At 37.0% G+C, this 17961-nt stretch carries 24 protein-coding genes and 1 tRNA gene; 12 read left to right on the top strand and 13 right to left on the bottom strand.

All coding sequences use genetic code 11. The features are described 5' to 3' along the window. Nucleotides 1-34: 34 nt before the first annotated feature. From IPJ63_02760 to IPJ63_02725, 8 genes are all read right to left on the bottom strand, one after another. Nucleotides 35-349 (bottom strand): hypothetical protein, encoded by a 315-nt coding sequence (locus IPJ63_02760; GenBank protein ID QQR76399.1) that lies wholly within the window; start codon nucleotides 347-349, stop codon nucleotides 35-37. A 19-nt stretch (nucleotides 350-368) separates the two neighbouring features. After that, on the bottom strand, nucleotides 369-842 hold the full coding sequence (locus tag IPJ63_02755; protein ID QQR76398.1) for a hypothetical protein: 474 nt from the start codon (nucleotides 840-842) through the stop codon (nucleotides 369-371). 18 nt (nucleotides 843-860) lie between these two features. Continuing rightward, complete coding sequence (locus IPJ63_02750; GenBank protein QQR76397.1) at nucleotides 861-1262, bottom strand: TrbC/VirB2 family protein; 402 nt, start codon at nucleotides 1260-1262, stop codon at nucleotides 861-863. Between the two features lie 4 nt (nucleotides 1263-1266). After that, complete coding sequence (locus tag IPJ63_02745) at nucleotides 1267-2565, bottom strand: extracellular solute-binding protein (GenBank protein QQR76396.1); 1299 nt, start codon at nucleotides 2563-2565, stop codon at nucleotides 1267-1269. A 69-nt stretch (nucleotides 2566-2634) separates the two neighbouring features. Continuing rightward, a complete protein-coding gene (locus IPJ63_02740) occupies nucleotides 2635-3165 on the bottom strand; it encodes a class I SAM-dependent methyltransferase (protein QQR76395.1) in 531 nt (176 codons plus the stop codon). Nucleotides 3166-3169: 4 nt separating this feature from the next. Then, nucleotides 3170-5635 carry a DNA gyrase subunit A gene (gene gyrA / locus IPJ63_02735; GenBank protein ID QQR76394.1) on the bottom strand — a complete coding sequence of 822 codons (2466 nt, stop codon included), beginning with the start codon at nucleotides 5633-5635 and terminating at the stop codon, nucleotides 3170-3172. 20 nt (nucleotides 5636-5655) lie between these two features. Beyond that, nucleotides 5656-5913: a hypothetical protein gene (locus tag IPJ63_02730; GenBank protein QQR76393.1), complete on the bottom strand. Its 258-nt coding sequence runs from the start codon at nucleotides 5911-5913 to the stop codon at nucleotides 5656-5658. A gap of 14 nt (nucleotides 5914-5927) precedes the next feature. Further along, nucleotides 5928-6545 carry an MBL fold metallo-hydrolase gene (locus IPJ63_02725; GenBank protein ID QQR76392.1) on the bottom strand — a complete coding sequence of 206 codons (618 nt, stop codon included), beginning with the start codon at nucleotides 6543-6545 and terminating at the stop codon, nucleotides 5928-5930. 234 nt (nucleotides 6546-6779) lie between these two features. Here IPJ63_02725 and IPJ63_02720 point away from each other — a divergent pair, with 234 nt between their 5' ends. Further along, on the top strand, nucleotides 6780-7880 hold the full coding sequence (locus IPJ63_02720; protein ID QQR76391.1) for a 30S ribosomal protein S1: 1101 nt from the start codon (nucleotides 6780-6782) through the stop codon (nucleotides 7878-7880). Nucleotides 7881-8334: 454 nt separating this feature from the next. On the opposite strand, the gene rlmB is transcribed toward IPJ63_02720, so the two are convergent. Both rlmB and IPJ63_02710 read right to left on the bottom strand, forming a co-directional pair. Next, nucleotides 8335-9072 (bottom strand): 23S rRNA (guanosine(2251)-2'-O)-methyltransferase RlmB, encoded by a 738-nt coding sequence (gene rlmB / locus IPJ63_02715; GenBank protein QQR76390.1) that lies wholly within the window; start codon nucleotides 9070-9072, stop codon nucleotides 8335-8337. Nucleotides 9073-9084: 12 nt separating this feature from the next. After that, entirely contained in the window at nucleotides 9085-9672 is a 588-nt protein-coding gene (locus tag IPJ63_02710; protein ID QQR76389.1) for an aminoacyl-tRNA hydrolase, read from the bottom strand. Between the two features lie 248 nt (nucleotides 9673-9920). On the opposite strand from IPJ63_02710, the gene lepB reads away from it, so the two are divergent. Genes lepB through fmt form a run of 4 tightly spaced genes read left to right on the top strand, consistent with a single transcriptional unit; the run spans nucleotide 9921 to nucleotide 13188 of the window. Further along, nucleotides 9921-10520 (top strand): signal peptidase I, encoded by a 600-nt coding sequence (gene lepB / locus IPJ63_02705; GenBank protein QQR76388.1) that lies wholly within the window; start codon nucleotides 9921-9923, stop codon nucleotides 10518-10520. Between the two features lie 5 nt (nucleotides 10521-10525). Further along, nucleotides 10526-11830 (top strand): histidine--tRNA ligase, encoded by a 1305-nt coding sequence (locus tag IPJ63_02700; protein QQR76387.1) that lies wholly within the window; start codon nucleotides 10526-10528, stop codon nucleotides 11828-11830. Between the two features lie 4 nt (nucleotides 11831-11834). Then, nucleotides 11835-12374 (top strand): peptide deformylase, encoded by a 540-nt coding sequence (def, locus tag IPJ63_02695; protein ID QQR76386.1) that lies wholly within the window; start codon nucleotides 11835-11837, stop codon nucleotides 12372-12374. Next, the gene (gene fmt, locus IPJ63_02690) at nucleotides 12367-13188 is read left to right on the top strand and encodes a methionyl-tRNA formyltransferase (protein QQR76385.1); all 822 of its coding nucleotides are present in this window, start codon (nucleotides 12367-12369) and stop codon (nucleotides 13186-13188) included. The genes def and fmt overlap by 8 nt, the downstream gene beginning before the upstream one ends. 28 nt (nucleotides 13189-13216) lie before the next feature. On the opposite strand, the gene raiA is transcribed toward fmt, so the two are convergent. Continuing rightward, a complete protein-coding gene (gene raiA, locus IPJ63_02685) occupies nucleotides 13217-13603 on the bottom strand; it encodes a ribosome-associated translation inhibitor RaiA (protein QQR76384.1) in 387 nt (128 codons plus the stop codon). A gap of 113 nt (nucleotides 13604-13716) precedes the next feature. On the opposite strand from raiA, the gene IPJ63_02680 reads away from it, so the two are divergent. The 4 genes from IPJ63_02680 to pyk all read left to right on the top strand — a co-directional run bounded on the left by IPJ63_02680 (nucleotide 13717) and on the right by pyk (nucleotide 16383). Beyond that, entirely contained in the window at nucleotides 13717-14166 is a 450-nt protein-coding gene (locus IPJ63_02680) for a hypothetical protein (protein ID QQR76383.1), read from the top strand. Between the two features lie 80 nt (nucleotides 14167-14246). Continuing rightward, nucleotides 14247-14318, top strand: a tRNA-Asn gene (locus IPJ63_02675). A 221-nt stretch (nucleotides 14319-14539) separates the two neighbouring features. Continuing rightward, on the top strand, nucleotides 14540-14962 hold the full coding sequence (locus IPJ63_02670; protein QQR76382.1) for a VOC family protein: 423 nt from the start codon (nucleotides 14540-14542) through the stop codon (nucleotides 14960-14962). Nucleotides 14963-14979: 17 nt separating this feature from the next. Next, nucleotides 14980-16383 (top strand): pyruvate kinase, encoded by a 1404-nt coding sequence (gene pyk / locus IPJ63_02665; protein QQR76381.1) that lies wholly within the window; start codon nucleotides 14980-14982, stop codon nucleotides 16381-16383. Between the two features lie 24 nt (nucleotides 16384-16407). Here pyk and IPJ63_02660 read toward each other — a convergent pair whose 3' ends face one another. Then, nucleotides 16408-16641 carry a YdeI/OmpD-associated family protein gene (locus tag IPJ63_02660; protein ID QQR76380.1) on the bottom strand — a complete coding sequence of 78 codons (234 nt, stop codon included), beginning with the start codon at nucleotides 16639-16641 and terminating at the stop codon, nucleotides 16408-16410. A 53-nt stretch (nucleotides 16642-16694) separates the two neighbouring features. Here IPJ63_02660 and IPJ63_02655 point away from each other — a divergent pair, with 53 nt between their 5' ends. From IPJ63_02655 to IPJ63_02645, 3 genes are read left to right on the top strand one after another with little or no spacing between them, the layout of a single operon-like run. Further along, nucleotides 16695-16910 (top strand): hypothetical protein, encoded by a 216-nt coding sequence (locus tag IPJ63_02655; GenBank protein QQR76379.1) that lies wholly within the window; start codon nucleotides 16695-16697, stop codon nucleotides 16908-16910. 21 nt (nucleotides 16911-16931) lie between these two features. Next, complete coding sequence (locus IPJ63_02650; GenBank protein QQR76378.1) at nucleotides 16932-17294, top strand: DoxX family protein; 363 nt, start codon at nucleotides 16932-16934, stop codon at nucleotides 17292-17294. Between the two features lie 47 nt (nucleotides 17295-17341). Then, nucleotides 17342-17554: a hypothetical protein gene (locus IPJ63_02645; protein ID QQR76377.1), complete on the top strand. Its 213-nt coding sequence runs from the start codon at nucleotides 17342-17344 to the stop codon at nucleotides 17552-17554. A gap of 32 nt (nucleotides 17555-17586) precedes the next feature. On the opposite strand, the gene IPJ63_02640 is transcribed toward IPJ63_02645, so the two are convergent. Next, the gene (locus tag IPJ63_02640; GenBank protein ID QQR76376.1) at nucleotides 17587-17934 is read right to left on the bottom strand and encodes a hypothetical protein; all 348 of its coding nucleotides are present in this window, start codon (nucleotides 17932-17934) and stop codon (nucleotides 17587-17589) included. Nucleotides 17935-17961 lie beyond the last annotated feature (27 nt).

Raw genomic sequence — 17961 nt, 5'->3', positions numbered from 1 at the left:
ATTATACAGTAGCTAGGAGCAAAAACAACACACACTACATAGGCAACTGTGGAATAACATTACTTACTCCAAATGTATTGTTTAGTATATTTACAATACCCCAAATAGAGACCATTACGAAAAGTCCTACAAGACCCCAGATTATGAAATTCCTTCCCTCTTCACGCTTTGTACTATCATCAGCATTCATAATAAACTTGAGCACTCCCCATATAAACACAATCACAGCAAGAGCAATGAGTAGTGGTATTACAGACTTACTTATAAGACATGTAAAAAAATTCAAAAAATCTGCAATTGTGTTGATAGTGACCGGACAAAATGATGATGTTGTTGCTGTTCCTCCCATAAAATTTATTGATTAAATATTAAGCTCCTAGTTGTACAAGTGTGCCCTGTATCGCCTCTGCTATAACCCACGCTCCGAGCAGTACCGCAGCTCCCACAAGTGTCCACAGAAGTGTTTCCTTTGCCTTTTTGAGCTTTTCAGGATTACCAGCTGCCATAACAAATAGTAAGCCAGCGTAGATTATAAATAATGTAACTATTGGAATCCCAACTTTCAAAACTATTCGCAAAACCTCTTCCACGAATTCTGGTAGAGTATCTATGTCAGTTGCGAGAGGATTGTCGATTGTAACATCTAAGCTAAAATCTCCAGATCCAGTATCACCTCCAGCTGTACCAGTACCGTCACCACCAGCAGTTATATCCCCATCTCCCCCTGCAGTTATATCGCCTGTATCACAATTTGGCGGACACGCAGCGTAAACATTGATACTTGGAAAGAAAGCAAACAAGAAACTCAGAGAAATTATAGAAACAAAAATCTTCTTTTTCATATTTAAAATTATATATTACTAATCGTTACTAAGAAAGAGTGGTCCATCATAGCCGAGTGATAAAAGTATTGTTTGCACTATAAGCCAACTCGCAAGTGCAAGTACCAAACCTATAACTATATTCACAAGCATGTTCTTTGCCTTTGTGCGCTTGCCTGGCTCATCTCCACTAGTGAGAAATAAGAAACCAGCATAAGCTATAACCACAGCCGCAATAGGTAGTGCGAGGTCAAATATCAAAAAGTTGATCACATTGTTTACCAAAGCCATAAGATCGTTGAAGTCACATCCATTTGTAGGACCACCGTCACATGGAATCAAAGATTCGGCTGATGCAAAATCAGGAGAAAGCACAGAACTAAATATAAATATAAATGAAAATATTAGTAAACCAGAAAATATAGAAGGTATTTTTTTCATAAAATTATATTCCGCTATTTATAAATAAAGATAATTCTTCGTTAGCAAGAGAAACTGCTTGGTATGGTTCGTAGATTCCAGAAGTTAGACGACTAAGTATGTCTGTTGTCTTTATACTAGATGGATCAATCCAACCACGAGATATAAGAGCCTCTGTATAGAATATGGAAAGTATTGGGTCTGTTGGTCTACTAGCAAGCAAGTCTCTGCGAACCGGCGGAAGATTTAGGTTTGGGGTAAAAGAAGACAGGAATTCATTGCCTGACAGCAATGCTGAGACAACATATGCTGTGTTTCGGTTTTTAGAAGCATTCATTATCATAATTCCCTTCATATCACCAAAAGTGACCTTAGTCTTTGTATTGTCCAATTGCGGAATCGGAGCAACATCAAAATCTAGATTTGGATTTTTTGCCCTGATACTTTCCACCTCACTAGCATATCCTATATACATAGCCAGGTCGCCCGCTATAAATGCATCACGAGATTCTGGGAGAGCAGTATTCCATGTGTAAGTAGACAATACTGGATCTGTGAAATTTGTGAAAAATTCTGTTACTTGTTCTGCAACTGATGAATTATTTGATGTAGATTTTATAGCTGCGTCTAGTTCCCCAGTAGTACGGTCGTATGATGTAATATCAACACCTGATTGTAAAAAAAGTGTAGCGAGTATTTCTTTTGCATGAGTAACATTTGTAAAAGATCCCATACCTATAGCTCCACGAATTATATTTCCACTAGCATCTTTCTCAACAAGAAGCGGAACAATATTTACAAGTTCAGTCCAAGTCTTTGGATAGGAGACTATCCCAGTAGATGTAAAAGTATTTTTATTGTAATAGAGGACCAGTGGATCAACAGTAAAAGGTAGAGCGAGTATTCCCTCTTTTACCAAATATATTTCAGACTCGGGAATAAAAGTATCTAAAAAGACACGCTCACTATACCCTTCATAAGGTATTACGTAAGCTTTGTTTTTATATTTCCATAACATATCTTGCGAAACAAGCACAAGATCTGGGCCTTTACCGCTAGCCAATGCTTCTATTAGCTCTGCATCGAAAGTTGAAGACTTCTTTTCTATATAGCGCAGTGAGTAATCTTTGTTTCTATTGAAATCTTCTATCGTATCTCTAAAAGCCCCATCATCAATAGTTCCCCACATTACAACCTGACCAGTCGCACCTTCAATTCCACCAGCATTTCTATCTGGAATTTTTATGAAACCAGAAAATATTGCTACGGCTAGCAAAAAAGCAAAACCAAATATTACTGAAAGCGCAATTTGAAAATTCGACATTAGTAGTTTAATTATACCCTTTAAGGTTTTTTGTGCAAAGAAATCTTGTGGTTTTTTCTAACGAAGCGACTATTTCACCAAAACCATCCCCCAGTGATTTGCTCCAGCGTTTATATTTTTTTCAAAAACAAAACCATTGTTTTCAAACAAGCTTCGCGCACTATCTTCTGTAACAACAGATTCACTTGTTGGACCCATGCCACCAAACGAGCCTGACCAATCTATCAAAAGTATTCTACCTTTTGGCTTAAGAATTCTTTTAACTTCTTTTATGAAAGTTACTTTATCTTCAATTTGAAAAAATACATTAGAAATTACAACTGCATCAAGAGAATTGTCAGCCAATTTTGTACCACCCATTTTTTCTATATTTGCCCAGATATATTCTACGTTTGTTTTACCTTCACGAGAGAGATCATTCTTTAAACGCTCTAGTATCTCTTTTTGAACTTCTATAGCATAAACTTTACCTTCACTAAGCATGCCAGACAAAGCTCTTGTGTAATGCCCAGAACCTGCACCTAAATCAGCAACATGTAGAGTGCTCCCTAAACCAAATTGTTTTAAATTGCTTGCTGGAACTCCAAAGTCTATATCCATAATTTTAAAAACATGTGAGAGATGCTATGCCGTCCCCCGCTCTAAGTTTCATAATAGTAACTCCTTGGGTGTCGCGACCGAGTCTTGGAACTGATTTCAATTCAACTCTTATAACTTGACCTTTTTTAGACATAGAGATTAGCTCTTCTTCGTCAGTAACAACTTTTGCTACGATTAGCTTTCCTGTTTTGGTTGTAACTTTTGCAGTCTTTATACCTGAACCTCCACGTTTCTGAACTTTATATTCTGTTAGTTTAGTACATTTACCAAGACCATTTGAACTCATTGTAAGCAATACAGAAGTACTAGAATCTTTTGATACTACATCTACGCCGATTATTGAATCGCCTTTATCAACTTTCATTGCACGTACACCACCTGCTGTGCGCCCCATTTCACGAATATCACTTTCTTTGAATCGAATAGACTGACCGTCGGCTGTAACAAGCATCATATCGTCACCTTTTTCTACCAACTTTGCAGACTTTAGAGAATCATCTTTATCGAGCTTTATAGCAATCAAGCCACTTCTGCGAACGTCTTTGAAGTGAGAATATGCCATCTTCTTTGCAGTACCATTTTCAGTTACAAGCATCAGGTATTGTTCTTTTGCTTTCTTTTCTTTTGAAACAGGCAAAATAGACATAACTTGTTCATCTGTTCCTAGTGCGAGGAAGTTCATTATAGATTTTCCTTTTGTAGCACGCTTACCTTCTGGTATGTCGTACATCTTTATCTGATAAGCCTTACCTAGATTAGTAAAGAATAGCAGGTCACTATGTGTGTTTGCATTTAGAAGCTGAGTTATAAAATCCTCTTCTTTTGTTTCTAGATCTACAACACCAACACCGCCACGTTTCTGTGCTCGGTATTCAATTGGATCTGTACGTTTTACATAACCACCAGCCGTGTAGACAAGAACAGACTCTTTTTCAGGAATAAGATCCTCGTCATTTATCATTTTTACTCCACCTTTGACAATCTTTGTACGACGATCGTCGTTATATTTTGATTTTATTTCTACTAACTCGTCAGAAATAACTTTGAGAATTTTCTTTGGATGAGCTAGCAAATCCTTCAAGAAGGCAATCAATTCTTGCTTCTCTTTTAACTCAAGTTCAACATTTTTACGTTCAAGACCAGCAAGTTTCTGGAGTTTCATTTCCAAAATTGCAGTTGCTTGGATTTCAGTAAACTTAAATTCTTTCATCAAATTAGCCTTTGCAACAGCAGTATCTTTTGATGCACGGATAACAGAGATAACTTTATCAATATGATCAAGCGCCTTCTTCAAACCTAGAAGTATATGCTCTCTTTCCTCGGCCTTGCGTAGATCGTATATAGTTCTACGACGAACTACTTCGTTTCGATGAGATACGAATTCAGATAAAAATGTTTTTAGCGCCAAAGTCTGAGGAATACCATCGACTAGAGCGACTAAGTTGAAGTGAAATGTATTTTCAAGTTGAGTGTGTTTGTAGAGATAATTCAAAACTTTTTGTGGATGAACTCCATTTTTCAAATCTATAACAACTCGTATATCTTTTGTAGATTCATCTCTTAGGCCTTTTATACCTTCAAGTTTTTTTTCTTGAACAAGATTTGCAATAGCAACTACCAAATCCTGTTTGTTTACACGATAAGGTATTGAAGTAATTATGATTTGAGCAAGACCTGACTTTTGTTCAGCAATTTCAGCTTCTCCTCGACACACCACTCCACCACGTCCTGTCGCATATGCATGAAGCATGTCTTTTGCACCAAAAGCAATTCCTCCTGTAGGAAAATCTGGACCTTGTATAAAACCAAGTAGGTCGTCAGTTGTTGCATCAGGATTGTCTATCAAGTGTAGTGTTGCATCTATAACCTCTCCCAAATTGTGTGGAGGTATATTTGTTGCCATACCAACAGCGATACCAAGAGTTCCATTTAAAAGAAGGTTCGGTACTGCAGTAGGTAAAACCTTAGGTTCTTTACGAGTGTTGTCATAGTTTGGGCTCCAGTCTACAGTCTCTTTGTCTAGATCACGCAAAAGCTCACTAGCAACCTTTGACATCTTTGCCTCTGTATAACGCATTGCCGCTGCACCATCTCCATCTATAGTACCGAAGTTACCTTGACCGATAACCAATGGATATCTAGTAGAGAATTCTTGAGCCATTTGCACCATTGCGTCATAAACTGAAGAGTCACCATGCGGATGGTATTTACCTAGCACGTCTCCAACAATACGCGCAGATTTAACTGTTTTTGCGCTTGATGTATGACCGTTTTCATACATTGAATACAAAATTCTACGATGCACAGGTTTTAGTCCATCACGAATATCAGGCAATGCACGCGCAGTTATAACACTCATCGCATAACTAATATACGAATCTTTCATCTCAGTTGTGATATTTATCGGCACTACGTTTTGTCTAGGCTCTCCGATTGGTGCAGTATTTTCTTTTGCTTTTGGTTTTGGCATGTATATCTAAAAAATTAAATCTAATTTGTATTATTCAGTGCATCACTTACATTGGCTCTAATATCAGAAGAAAGATTTCCCACAGAACCAATCAGAATATTTAGGGGCTTATCAGATGAAGCTTCCTTGGTTATACTACTTGAGCTATTACTAAAACGCTCTCCTAAGGTATAAACCCAGAACATAACTATAATACCTGTAATAACAAAAGTGCTCAGTAACGCAATCTGCTTGCGTGTGCTTTCTGACTTCTGTCTTAGTTTTTCTATTTGGGACATCATCTAATTTTTTATTAAGCTTCCTTCAATACTATTATCTCAGCTTCTTTTCCGTCAAAATCTTTTTTCTTTATAGTAAGCTTATCAACTATTTCTGCGTCTTCTTGCCCACCCTCTTTTAAGAATTGTTTTAGTGGCGCACCGCTAGCATCTTCCATTGGAATAATTATAAGTGGCTCAAGTGATAGAGCGGCCTTATAAGCTTTTGCTGGAGGTAAAAATTTATCTGAAACAGGGACAAAAAGTATATCAGCACTCAAGACCAATTCTCGAGTTGCATCATTTAGTTCTGTTAGCGCACCTATGAAAGCAAGTTTAATACCTTCAAGAGTAACAGTATAGGCAGTGTTGATGTATTTTTTATTATCAATCAAAACTTCACTTCCTACTCCCTTTATAGAAACACCTTTTACCTCATAATCTCCAGCACCTCTAATAGCAAAAGGCTCTTTACCAGAATAAGTTACAGTTTCAATACCAGAATAATCTCCCATTGAAACTGAAGAAATTGCAATATCTGAACCAAAGCGAGATGGAGAAAAATTTGAAGATTTGGAGATTGGATTATAGGCAATTACAAGATCACCTTGAGTGATTTTGAAAAACTGCTTTCCGTAATATGTAATAATCATGCAGGAAGTATACCAGAAAGTAGGATGTGTGACTAGTTTTTTATATCAACAAAATAACCAAATTGCCTTGCATTTAGTATTATTTCTGGTATTATTGTCCGTATTAGCAGTCGCTTTGTTAATCTACGTTTAGTAGAGCAGGGCGTGAAATATGGAATAACCCTTTTGGGAGAAAAAACCCAAAATACCCATATTCAAAAAGGATTTTCCGCTGCGGCGGATTTTTTATTTTATATGAAGAAAAAAACAGAACAAAAAGTAGAAGCTATAGTTCTTACAGGAACTGACGCTATCCTAGATACAGCACAACCAAGACCAGAAGTTGAATCTCTTGTTGAGGGACCAGTTATTGCAATTGAAAAAAGTGCTGTTTATGTAGCACTAGAACCATTTGGAACTGGAGTTATTTACGGACGCGAATACAATAACGCTCGAGATATAATCAAAAAGATAAATATCGGAGATGTTATCAAGGCAAAAATAGTTGAAGTAGAAAACGAAGATGGTTATACAGAACTTTCTCTAAAAGAAGCTAAACAAGCTCTACTTTGGGGTGAAGCAGATGTTGCAATCAAGGAAAAAACAATTATGGACATCTTGGTAAAAGAAGCAAACAAGGGAGGTCTTATAATGGAGTGGCAAGGTATTGCAGGTTTCCTACCAGCATCTCAACTAAAGCCTGAACACTACCCTCGTGTAGAAGATTCTGATAAAGATAAGATTCTAAAAGAATTGAAGAAACTTGTTGGAAAGAAACTTTCAGTAATCATAATTTCTGCCCTACCAAAAGAAGGTAAACTTATTTTCTCTGAAAAAGACAACAACCCAGAAGAACGCAAAGAAATCGTTGGTAAATACACAGTTGGTGATGAACTAGAGGCAACAGTAGCTGGTATCGTAGACTTCGGAGTATTCTTGAAAATAGAAGAGGGACTAGAAGGATTGGTTCATATATCTGAAGTTGATTGGGGTCTAGTTGAAGACTTGCGCAGTATGTTCAAAGTTGGAGACAAAATCAAAGCAAAGATAATTGAAATCAAAGACGGAAAAATTTCTCTATCTATAAAAGCATTGAAAGAAAATCCATGGAACGAATTTGATGGATCACTTAAAAAAGGAGATATCATAAAAGGAGTTGTAATCAAGTACAACCGTCATGGAGCTCTTGTTTCAATCAAAGAGGGTGTAGCTGGACTAGTCCACAATTCCCTATTTGGCTCAGAAGCAAAACTTCGTGAAGTTTTGGAACTTGGAAAAACTTACAATTTCCAAATCACACTCTTTGAACCAAAGGAGCAAAGAATGACTCTAGCTTTCCTAGAAGAAAAGAAATAAAAAAACATTTCAAAAGAAAAAACCCACCCTGCGGGTTTTTTCTTTTTATAACTTCAATTCAGTTTGCGGTTAATCAGAGCTTGGTTTCTGGAAAACCCTTTTTTTATCGATACTTTTAAAAAGCACACATATTCGCTTGCTAGCGAATTGCTCTGCTCGCCTACCCGGCTGCGCAAGGCTTTTTAGAAAGTATGGATTTAGTTATACGGGAATTCTGAATTCCTGAGTCTAGGCTTTGCCTTTCAGTACCAAGATTATACGAACAAATGAAAGTGAACGTTCCGTAAGGAAAAAGTATTCTGTTTGAGCAAAGCGAGTTAATACTTTTAGTGAACTTGAATTTAGTGAGTATTCTTGGTACTGAATGCAAAGAAGTTTTTGCACTACTTTTTCAAAAAAGTAGTGATTAAATAAATAAAGAAAAAATCCCCAGAGGGGATTTTTTCTAAGATTTCTATTTGTTTTGCTTCCTCCATTCATACAACACAAGCGCTGCAGAAACTGATGCATTGAAAGATTCAACTTTATTCTCCATCGGAATACGAACTTTTATATCGCAATTGTCCAAAGTTTTCTCTCTGATTCCCTTTCCTTCTCCTCCTACAACTATACAAACCGGCATTTTCATATCTATCTCAAAAAGCGATTGATCCCCATCTCCATCAAGTCCTAAAATCCAAAAGCCTTTTTCCTTTAATTTAACAATTGCGTCATTTATATTTCCAATACGCACCAATGGAACTCTATCTATGGTACCAGCACTAGCTTTTGTTACTACACCAGTAATCGGACTTTGACGATGCTTTGCTAATAAAATAGCACTCGCGCCAAAACCTGCAGCAGAACGAATTATCGCTCCGACATTGTGCGGGTCTTCCAACTCATCCATCAAAACCACACATGGATTGTTTTCAATCTTTATTTTTGCGATCCATTCTTTTAGATCAAACATTGGTGTCGGAGAAACTAGAGCAACCACACCCTGATGCTGTTCACCTTCGGACAATAACGCAAGCTTCTTTAAATCAACTTCAACGACTGATATTTTATATTTCTTTGCTAAAGCTTTGATTGAAGACCCGAACCTTGGTTCGATTCCCTCTTTCATAAAAATCTTTTGTATACGCTTTGGTGTGCGTGCGAGAAATTCTTCTACTGGATGCTTCCCGAAAATATATTCTTTGTCTTCCATATTATTTATTCTTTAGTTATGTTTGGTCATAGCCATTTCACGACCTTCCGTCACAAAAGTCTCAATAGCTTCTCCACTTTTTTTAATAATCTTTTTGAACTCTACCATTTCTGGTTCGCGGAATTTCTTCATCAGGAAATCTACCACTACACTTTCACCCGTAGGCTTCTTCAGCTTACCTCCTGGAGTTTCTGGTGACACTCCGACACGTATACGTGTGAAAGCTTCTGATTTTACAGACTTAATAATTGAAGCGACTCCGTTATGCCCACCAGCGCTACGGTTGTGTGAAAGTTTGATACGTCCAAGAGGTAAATCCAAATCATCATATATGACAAGTAAGTCATCGAGAGCTTTCTTCGATCCAATAAGTGGAGCAACGCTTTTACCTGAAAGATTCATGAAAGTCTCCGGCAACACAAACATAACTTTTTTCTTTTCAATCGAACCTATTGAAGTCAGAGCTTTCAATTTCACATCAGTCTTCCATGGCGAAAATTCCCACTTCTTTGCGAGTACCATCAAAATAGACCGGCCAGTATTGTGTCTACTGCCTTCGTATTCCACCCCAGGATTCCCTAGTCCTACAATAATTTTCATGTATGGAGTATAACAAAAAACATATAGAATCCGAATTTATATAGAAGTGATTGGAAATTACCTAATTAAATACCTTGTGCATATTTTTGTTTTTTCTCAGCGAGCGCCTGTTGTGTTTTGAAAGGACTAGTGAGCGCGGCGGCGCGAGCTCGAGGAATTTTCTAGCAAGAAAATATCCGTGCCTTTCAAAACACAACAAAGTGAGCATTTGTGTCAAGCTCAAATCCATAGTACAATGAGCACACTTTATGGAAGAAAACCAATCTACAGAAGTCGCTACACCAAATAAAAAAGAGAGTATTTGGGATGTAGTACGCTTTGCAATAATTGCTCTACTTATAGTAATACCTGTGCGCACATTTGTTGCACAGCCTTTTATAGTTTCTGGAAGTTCTATGGTACCAACATTCCAAGATGGAGAATATTTGATAGTAGATGAGATATCATATCGAGTCAGTGAACCAAAGCGCGGTGATGTGATTGTGTTTAAATATCCAAAAGATGAAACAAAATATTTTATAAAAAGAATTATAGGTTTACCGGGTGAGAGTGTTCATGTAGCTGAAAATGGAAAAGTTACTATAACAAATGAATCCAACCCAGAAGGATTCAATCTAAATGAACCTTATATAAAAGGAAATGTTCCAAAACAAGTAGAACTTAGTTACACATTGGAAGCAGGAGAATACTTTGTTATGGGAGACAATCGTCCAGCTAGTTCTGACTCACGAACTTGGGGAACATTGCCCGAAGATCATATCGTAGGAAAGACATTTTTACGTCTATTCCCTTTTTCTACAATTTCAGTAACACCAGGAATTTATCATAATTATGAACAAGTAAACTAATGCCTATGTCAAAAGAACAAACAAAAAAAGTGAAGAAAGAACCTCTCGCAAGCCCAAAAGGTATGCGTGATATTGCTGGAGATGAATACTATTTATTCCAAGGATTCTTCGAAAAAGCTCAAGAAGTTTCTATGTACTATGGTTTCAAACCAATTGAAACACCAATATTAGAACAAGAAGAAGTATTCACATCTTCAATTGGAGAAGGTACAGATATTGTAGACAAAGAAATGTACACTCTTAAAACTAAAGGCGGTGACAAGCTTGCTATGCGCCCAGAACACACAGCTTCTCTTATGCGTGCATATATAGAACATGGAATGCAAAATATGCCCCAGCCGGTTATGCATTATCAGTATGGACCAGTATTTCGTCATGACAATCCTCAAAAAGGACGTTACCGACAATTCTGGCAATTTGATGCAGACATACTAGGAAGTGAAAAAAGTATAATGGACGCACTCGCTATCCGAACAGGTATAACAATCCTCGAAGAAGCAGGAGCTAGTAACTTGTCTGTAGATATAAACTCAATTGGCGACAAAGAATGCCGAGGTGCATATATTCGAGAGCTTACAAACTACTACAAAAAGCATATCAATGTCTTGCCTGCTATAGACCGCGAACGACTAAAGACCAACCCTCTTCGAATACTTGATTCAAAAGATCCAAAGACAAAAGAACTCAATGAAGGAGCTCCAGACTCTATCGCATATCTATGTCATGACTGTAAAAAACACTTCAAAGAAGTCTTGGAGTATCTAGAAGAAATGGGAATCCCATATAACATAAACAAATGTCTTGTTCGCGGGCTTTCATATTACACACGCACTGTATTTGAGATAATAGATACAGGTATATCAGAAGATGGAAGTGGACTAACGATCGCAGGAGGAGGAAGATATGACTATCTAGCAAAGCACCTAGGTGGCAAGAAAGACGTCCCTGCTGTAGGAATATCAATCGGAGTAGATCGAATAATCGTCGCACCTTGGTACAAAAAGCTTACTCCTCGTATCATGAAGAAACCTAAAATATATTTCATTCAACTCGGAGCTGATGCAAAACTAAAAAGTTTAAATGTAATTGAAATTTTACGCAAAGCACATATCCCTATCGCTCAATCTCTATCAAAAGACACCCTCTCTCAACAACTTGCTATCGCTGAAAAACTTGCAATCCCCTACGCAATACTATTTGGACAAAAAGAAGCTCTAGAGGACGCAGTACTCGTACGCGATATGGCTACTAGATCTCAAGAAACAGTCAAAATAAAAAACCTTCTCGAATACATAAAAGAACTAAAATAAATCTATGGTAAAAATTGTGCAAAAAGATGATCCTGTACTACGCGATACCGCACTAGAAGTCGAGCAGAAAGAGATTAAAACTCCTAAAATAAAAAAGATTATCAAAGACATGCAAACTGCACTTCATAGAGAAAGTGATGGTGTGGCTTTAGCTTGTCCACAAATTGGAATTCCGTTGCGCATATTTATTATTTCAGGAAAAATATTCCATCCAGATTTTGCAAAAAGTGAAAACCCTGAAGAACCAGCGGGTGGTTGGCCAAAAGACCTTGTCTTTATAAATCCAAAAATAATAAAAAGCTCCAAAGAAAAAAAGAAAGTTCCAGAAGGATGCCTCTCAGTCCGATGGTTGTATGGAAAAACAAAACGTTACAAAAACGCCACTGTAGAAGCCTATGACGAAAATGGCGAGAAATTCACTCGAGGAGGTGGTGGTCTACTAGCGCAAATATTCCAACATGAAATCGATCATTTAGATGGAATATTGTTCATAGACCATGCAACAGATATAGAAGAAATAATTCCTGAAAAAACCAATGGATAAAAAATTTGTATTCTTTGGAACACCAGAACTTGCGAGCGTGACGCTTGAGATATTGAAAAGCCGTGGATTTTTACCTGCTCTTGTAGTAACTTCTCCAGACAAGCCAATTGGAAGACATTTTGAAATCACTCCTACTCCTGTAAAAGTTTGGGCAGAGAAAAATAATATTCCATTATTAACTCCAGAGAAAATTGACGAGAAATTTATGTCTGAAATAAAATCTCATGAATTAGATCTAGGAATTGTTGTCGCTTATGGAAAGATTTTTTCAGAAGAGTTGATCAATTTATTTCCTCTGGGAGCCTTAAATATTCACTATTCATTACTTCCAAAATATAGAGGTGCCTCACCTGTTGAATCCGCAATATTAAACCAAGACACTGAGACTGGTGTCACCATACAAAAAATGGCGCGAAAAATGGACACTGGCCCGATACTTGCTATGTCTCGTGCTGAAATTGACTCTGATGAGACTACACCACATCTGCGAGAGCGACTCACACATATCGGAGCAGAACTACTTGCTGACACCATCCCAGAATGGCTCGATGGAAAAATAATCCCAATCGAACAAAATCACGAAAATGCTACATACTGTAAAAAAATATCCAAAGATGACGGTGAAATAAAACTCTCTGATGAACCGAAAATAAAATACGCAAAATACAAAGCGTATTTCACTTGGCCAGGAATTTATTTCTTTGATGAGAATAATAGACGCATCAAGATCACAAAAGCGAGATTCGAAAATGGAGAATTCATAATCGAACGAGTAATACCTGAAGGTAAAAAAGAAACTGATTATAAAATATAAAACTCCCCTACCTGGGGAGTTTTATATTTTAATATTTTGATGTAAACGGATTTCTGTCTGATAGACCTTTGAGCATTTTCTTTACACTACGAGCACCGCGTCGGAAAAGTGTTTCATTTCTATCTTTGTTCTCAGTAAGCTGACGGAACATATCTTCACGAACTGCATCTATTGCAGCATATAAATCTTCTTCTTCGCTTTCAGTATGAAATTTATATCCACCAATAGCCATATTCAATTCTGCTTTATAAACATCGCCCTGTTTGTGATGATTTGTGGTTTTACCAATTTCAATATTTATCACCTCAGGTGAAGATTTCATAACTTTCTCTAAGGTTTCAATTTTCTTTTCTGTATACTCACGGATTGCAGAAGTAAGCTCCATATTTGTTGTTTTTATATTTATGTTGAGCATTTTTTTATTGGTTAAACTAATAATCTCACATATGTATTATATCACGCCAACGAACTACCAAGCGCTATTGTTTAAGATATTAAACAGTGGTTTAATTAATAAAACGGGTAAATATGAAAAAGTTCATTTACATATTGATTTTATGCTTATTGTCTAATATCACAAAAGGACAGGTATCTATACCTCCAACGTCCATAAACACAAGTTACTATATATTCAACAATGGATACGGAACAACTTATGGATACTACAGAGGTTATCGATACTACTATCACAGAAATTACAGATACGAAAATCAAAATTACAATTATTACTACCCAAGCCTAGGAACACTGCTGGGGCAAACTGTTGTAAGCCTGATTAGTTATGCTATATATGACAATATTTTGGAACAAAAGGTTGTCTGGCAAAAAAACAATATGACTTACGAGACTACTACCACACCCCTTTTGGGCTGGAAATACACCTGGAACGGCACTGAATGGGTCTACGGGCAAGTAGTTATAGGTTACACATGGTGGAATGGTAATAGCTGGATAAGCTACTATTACCCCAGCCAATAAATAACACAAAGGCGCCAATCTGGAGCGCCTTTTGCTTTTTTCTGTATTTTTGGTATATTTTGTCTGTTCTATATGAATATTCGGGAGTAGCTCAGCGGTAGAGCGGTCGCCTGTTAAGCGATTGGTCGTAGGTTCGATCCCTACCTCCCGAGCAATATAAAAAGCGCCACTTGTTGGCGTTTTTTATATTGCTCGGGAGAGGAAAGTTTGGGAAACTTTCCGTGTAGGGATCGAAAGAACTTTCCTGAAACACGAAGAATATATTCTGAGAGTTTCGGAAAGTTACCCGCGACAGTAGTCGAGATCACTCTACCTCCCGAGCAACATAAAAAAGCATTTTTGTCTTGGTTGTCATATCTGGTATGATTGCCATATGACAACAATAAATCCTTGGATAAATTTCAACGGGAACGCTTTCGAAGCTTTAACCTTTTACAAATCGGTATTTGGTGGTGAGTTTAAAAAAATCGTTCGTTTCAAAGATCTGGCAAGTGCTGAATTCCCTGTCCCAGAAAATGAGACAGAAAAAATTATGTATATCTCCCTACCTATCGGTAATGGCAGCGTATTGATAGCAAACGATGTTCCAGGGTTTATGGGACCTGTAAATGAACATGAAAATAGAAGTAAAATTTTAATAAATACAGAAAGTAAAGAAGAGGCTGAGAAATTGTTCAATAGCTTATCTATCGGAGGAGAAATCGAAGGGCCTATGGGAGACAGCCCTTGGGGGTCATATGCTGGAATGTTTCGAGATAAATACGGTATTGAGTGGTTAATTGAATTTACTGCATAAGTCTGAAAATTTTTATTATGAAAAACAAAACAAAAATTGTTGCAACTCTAGGCCCTTCAACTGAAGACCCAAAAATACTGGCAGACCTTATGAAAAATGGGCTTTCTGTTGCCAGGCTAAACATGAGTCACGGAAACCATGAAGAACACGCAAAAAGGATTACCGCTATTAGAGAGGCAGAGAAAATATCTAAGTCTCTAATTGCTACACTTCTAGACCTATCTGGTCCAAAGATTAGAACAGGAGAAGTAAAAAACGGTCAAATAACATTGAAAAAGGGAGATTCTGTAAAAATTGTTTTCAAACCAATTATTGGAGATGAAAACAATCTCTATATAAATTATTCAGGCCTCAGAAAAGAATTGAAACCGGGAGCAATCATACTACTAGATGATGGAAAAAGATCTCTGTGTGTTACTTCTATAGGCGAGGACTATGTGAATACAAAAGTAGAAATGGGTGGGATGATACGCGGTAGACGCGGTGTAAATATACCAGGTGCAAATCTAAAAATTTCTGCAATTACAGAAAAAGATAAAAAGGATCTTTTGTTTGGTATAAAACAAGATGTTGATTTTGTTGCGCTTTCTTTTGTTAGATCTGTAAAAGATATACAAGATCTAAAAAGACTTCTACAAAAAAACAAAAGCAGTGCTAAAATCGTAGCAAAAATAGAAACCCCTGAAGCAGTTTCCTGTATAGATGAAATAATAAAAGAAACAGATGCAATCATGGTTGCCCGCGGAGACCTAGCCATCGAGGTTGGAATAGAAAAGATTCCTACAATCCAAAAGATGATTATAGAAAAGTGTAACACCGCAGGAGTGCCTGTTATTGTTGCAACACAAATGCTTTTGTCTATGGTTGAAAATGAGACACCAACTAGAGCTGAAATCTCTGATATAGCAAACGCAATATATGACGGTGCAGATGCAATCATGCTATCCGAAGAAACAGCAATTGGTAAATATCCTAAAAAAGTTGTCTCTCTTATGCAGAGAGTAGCTTGTGTTGTAGAAGAAAATCTACCTAATTACAAAAAGATTGAAGTTATGAAAGATAATATCGCTGATTCTGTATCTTCTTCTGTTGTTCATAATGCAAATCAAGTAGGCGCAAGTGCGATCATCGCTCTTACCGAATCTGGATTTACTGCTAGAATGCTTTCTAGATATAAATCTAGTCTCCCTATCTATGCAATATCTTCTTCACAAAAAACCTTACGATCCCTCATGATTTCTTTTGGGGTACTGCCGATATATCACACTGGTGCAAAAACTTTTGATGAAGCTAGAAAAATAGCAATAGAAATTGCAAAAGAAAAATGCAATCTAAAAAAGGGTGAAAAATATGTTATTGCTGCTGGTCTAAAACAAGGAAAATCTGGTTCTACAAATTTGATGCTTATAGAAAATATTTAGTATCCAATAGTAATTAATCAATTTTTATCTATGTGGACACCCTGCCCAGCAACATGGTCGGCGCATTCCGCCTTCAAGTTTTGAAATAGCTTTCTCGATGCGAATACCTCTCGTCTCTTCTTTTTTACCCGATGTCACCCAACAAATCCATTCGTTCCGTGCAAGCAGTGTTACAACTTCCCACACCTCTCTCGCCTTCCTTGAAGAAGATATTGCTTTTTTGAAATCCGGAGGCATTTTATGTGGCATGTTTTTCATACAATATATTCTATCAAATTTGGTGGTAATATTTTTACTGTTATAATAAACCAATGCAAAAAATAGCAACAAAAATATTTATCGGAGCGTCAATCGCCTTTGGGATTATCGGTATTATTATGGCCGTGACAGGAGGTCTGGACGGAGAGCAAACAGTCCTAAGCGAGGTATTGGCAAGACTTTTACAAGTAACGGTATTTATAATACTGCCCTCTTTTGCACTCAGTATTGCAGGTAAATATTTAAAAAACGGATCACCTACAAATTAGTATTATATAAACAATAAATTCATGAAAAAACACAAAATTATCTTCTGGGTCACCACTAGTCTTATTTTTATATTCGAAGGAGTCATGCCCGCCCTCACTTCACAAAGCGAAATGTCTATCCAAGGCATTGTAGGTCTCGGATATCCACTCTATTTCGTCACACTACTTACAGTATTCAAAGTCCTCGGATCTATAGTCCTTATCGTGCCCAAGTTCCCTGCTCGTGTTAAAGAGTGGGCATATGCTGGATTTGGTATCGATTTCATCTGTGCGTTTGTCAGTCTATGGGTTGTCGCTGGGTTCAACGCAGGTCTTGCATTGCCAGTAGTAGCATTCATCATCCTCGCACTTTCATATAACTCTTATCACAAACTAAACGGATAAAATAATTTATGACAAAAAACTGTAAAGATGCGTGCGAAAGTTGCCTAATGCCATTTTCGAAAGATCCTGGAGTTCGGGAAAGTGACAAGTATTGTAGCTACTGTTTCAAAAACGGAAAATTTACTTACGAAGGAGACCTAAAAGGATTTAAAGAATTTGTCTACAAAGGAATGCTCGGGGTTGGTGTACCAAAACTAAAAGCCCGATTTTATACCTGGCTAGTACGTTTTGCTCCAAGATGGCAGAAAAATAACCAATAATTAAAACCGCCAAGTTTGGCGGTTTTTGTTTTTTATTCTTTTCTCCAATGAACATATATATGAAAACCGATCGATTCTCTGTTCCCCATTTCAGTTTCATAAAGCTCTCTTACTTCAGTCTTTAATCCCATAGCTTTACAACCTTCGAAGATCAGTGTCTCATATTTATTCAACTGCTCCACAGATTGTTTAGAATATTCCACCTGTAAAATAGGAAGTTCAAACTTACCCTGTTCAGCAGCATGCATAAGCCGAACTTTAATTTCTTTTAAAAAAGATTTTGCTTGTATCTCGGATGTAGCCTTGCGAATCTTTTTAATTTTAGGACTGTTCTGATATTTTAAGCTAATATCATAAAGCTCTTGCGCAAAATTTTCCATATTTAATTTTTTCTAATACTAGCATTT

It is taken from the genome of Candidatus Nomurabacteria bacterium, assembly GCA_016699365.1.
Lineage (GTDB): Bacteria > Patescibacteriota > Minisyncoccia > Phycocordibacterales > UBA9973 > CAZLWF01.
This window is presented reverse-complemented; position numbering and strand designations above follow the sequence as displayed.

Excerpts from the sequence above, each read along its gene's own strand:
- IPJ63_02750 (QQR76397.1), bottom strand. The coding sequence starts at position 1,262 with ATGAAAAAAATACCTTCTATATTTTCTGGTTTACTAATATTTTCATTT.
- def (QQR76386.1), top strand. The coding sequence starts at position 11,835 with ATGGTAAAAATTGTGCAAAAAGATGATCCTGTACTACGCGATACCGCA.
- IPJ63_02760 (QQR76399.1), bottom strand. The coding sequence starts at position 349 with ATGGGAGGAACAGCAACAACATCATCATTTTGTCCGGTCACTATCAAC.
- IPJ63_02755 (QQR76398.1), bottom strand. The coding sequence starts at position 842 with ATGAAAAAGAAGATTTTTGTTTCTATAATTTCTCTGAGTTTCTTGTTT.
- IPJ63_02720 (QQR76391.1), top strand. The coding sequence starts at position 6,780 with ATGAAGAAAAAAACAGAACAAAAAGTAGAAGCTATAGTTCTTACAGGA.
- IPJ63_02645 (QQR76377.1), top strand. The coding sequence starts at position 17,342 with ATGCCATTTTCGAAAGATCCTGGAGTTCGGGAAAGTGACAAGTATTGT.
- IPJ63_02680 (QQR76383.1), top strand. The coding sequence starts at position 13,717 with ATGAAAAAGTTCATTTACATATTGATTTTATGCTTATTGTCTAATATC.
- raiA (QQR76384.1), bottom strand. The coding sequence starts at position 13,603 with ATGCTCAACATAAATATAAAAACAACAAATATGGAGCTTACTTCTGCA.
- IPJ63_02670 (QQR76382.1), top strand. The coding sequence starts at position 14,540 with ATGACAACAATAAATCCTTGGATAAATTTCAACGGGAACGCTTTCGAA.
- IPJ63_02640 (QQR76376.1), bottom strand. The coding sequence starts at position 17,934 with ATGGAAAATTTTGCGCAAGAGCTTTATGATATTAGCTTAAAATATCAG.
- gyrA (QQR76394.1), bottom strand. The coding sequence starts at position 5,635 with ATGCCAAAACCAAAAGCAAAAGAAAATACTGCACCAATCGGAGAGCCT.
- pyk (QQR76381.1), top strand. The coding sequence starts at position 14,980 with ATGAAAAACAAAACAAAAATTGTTGCAACTCTAGGCCCTTCAACTGAA.
- IPJ63_02730 (QQR76393.1), bottom strand. The coding sequence starts at position 5,913 with ATGTCCCAAATAGAAAAACTAAGACAGAAGTCAGAAAGCACACGCAAG.
- IPJ63_02740 (QQR76395.1), bottom strand. The coding sequence starts at position 3,165 with ATGGATATAGACTTTGGAGTTCCAGCAAGCAATTTAAAACAATTTGGT.
- IPJ63_02725 (QQR76392.1), bottom strand. The coding sequence starts at position 6,545 with ATGATTATTACATATTACGGAAAGCAGTTTTTCAAAATCACTCAAGGT.
- IPJ63_02710 (QQR76389.1), bottom strand. The coding sequence starts at position 9,672 with ATGAAAATTATTGTAGGACTAGGGAATCCTGGGGTGGAATACGAAGGC.
- IPJ63_02660 (QQR76380.1), bottom strand. The coding sequence starts at position 16,641 with ATGAAAAACATGCCACATAAAATGCCTCCGGATTTCAAAAAAGCAATA.
- IPJ63_02650 (QQR76378.1), top strand. The coding sequence starts at position 16,932 with ATGAAAAAACACAAAATTATCTTCTGGGTCACCACTAGTCTTATTTTT.
- rlmB (QQR76390.1), bottom strand. The coding sequence starts at position 9,072 with ATGGAAGACAAAGAATATATTTTCGGGAAGCATCCAGTAGAAGAATTT.
- IPJ63_02655 (QQR76379.1), top strand. The coding sequence starts at position 16,695 with ATGCAAAAAATAGCAACAAAAATATTTATCGGAGCGTCAATCGCCTTT.
- IPJ63_02745 (QQR76396.1), bottom strand. The coding sequence starts at position 2,565 with ATGTCGAATTTTCAAATTGCGCTTTCAGTAATATTTGGTTTTGCTTTT.
- lepB (QQR76388.1), top strand. The coding sequence starts at position 9,921 with ATGGAAGAAAACCAATCTACAGAAGTCGCTACACCAAATAAAAAAGAG.
- fmt (QQR76385.1), top strand. The coding sequence starts at position 12,367 with ATGGATAAAAAATTTGTATTCTTTGGAACACCAGAACTTGCGAGCGTG.
- IPJ63_02700 (QQR76387.1), top strand. The coding sequence starts at position 10,526 with ATGTCAAAAGAACAAACAAAAAAAGTGAAGAAAGAACCTCTCGCAAGC.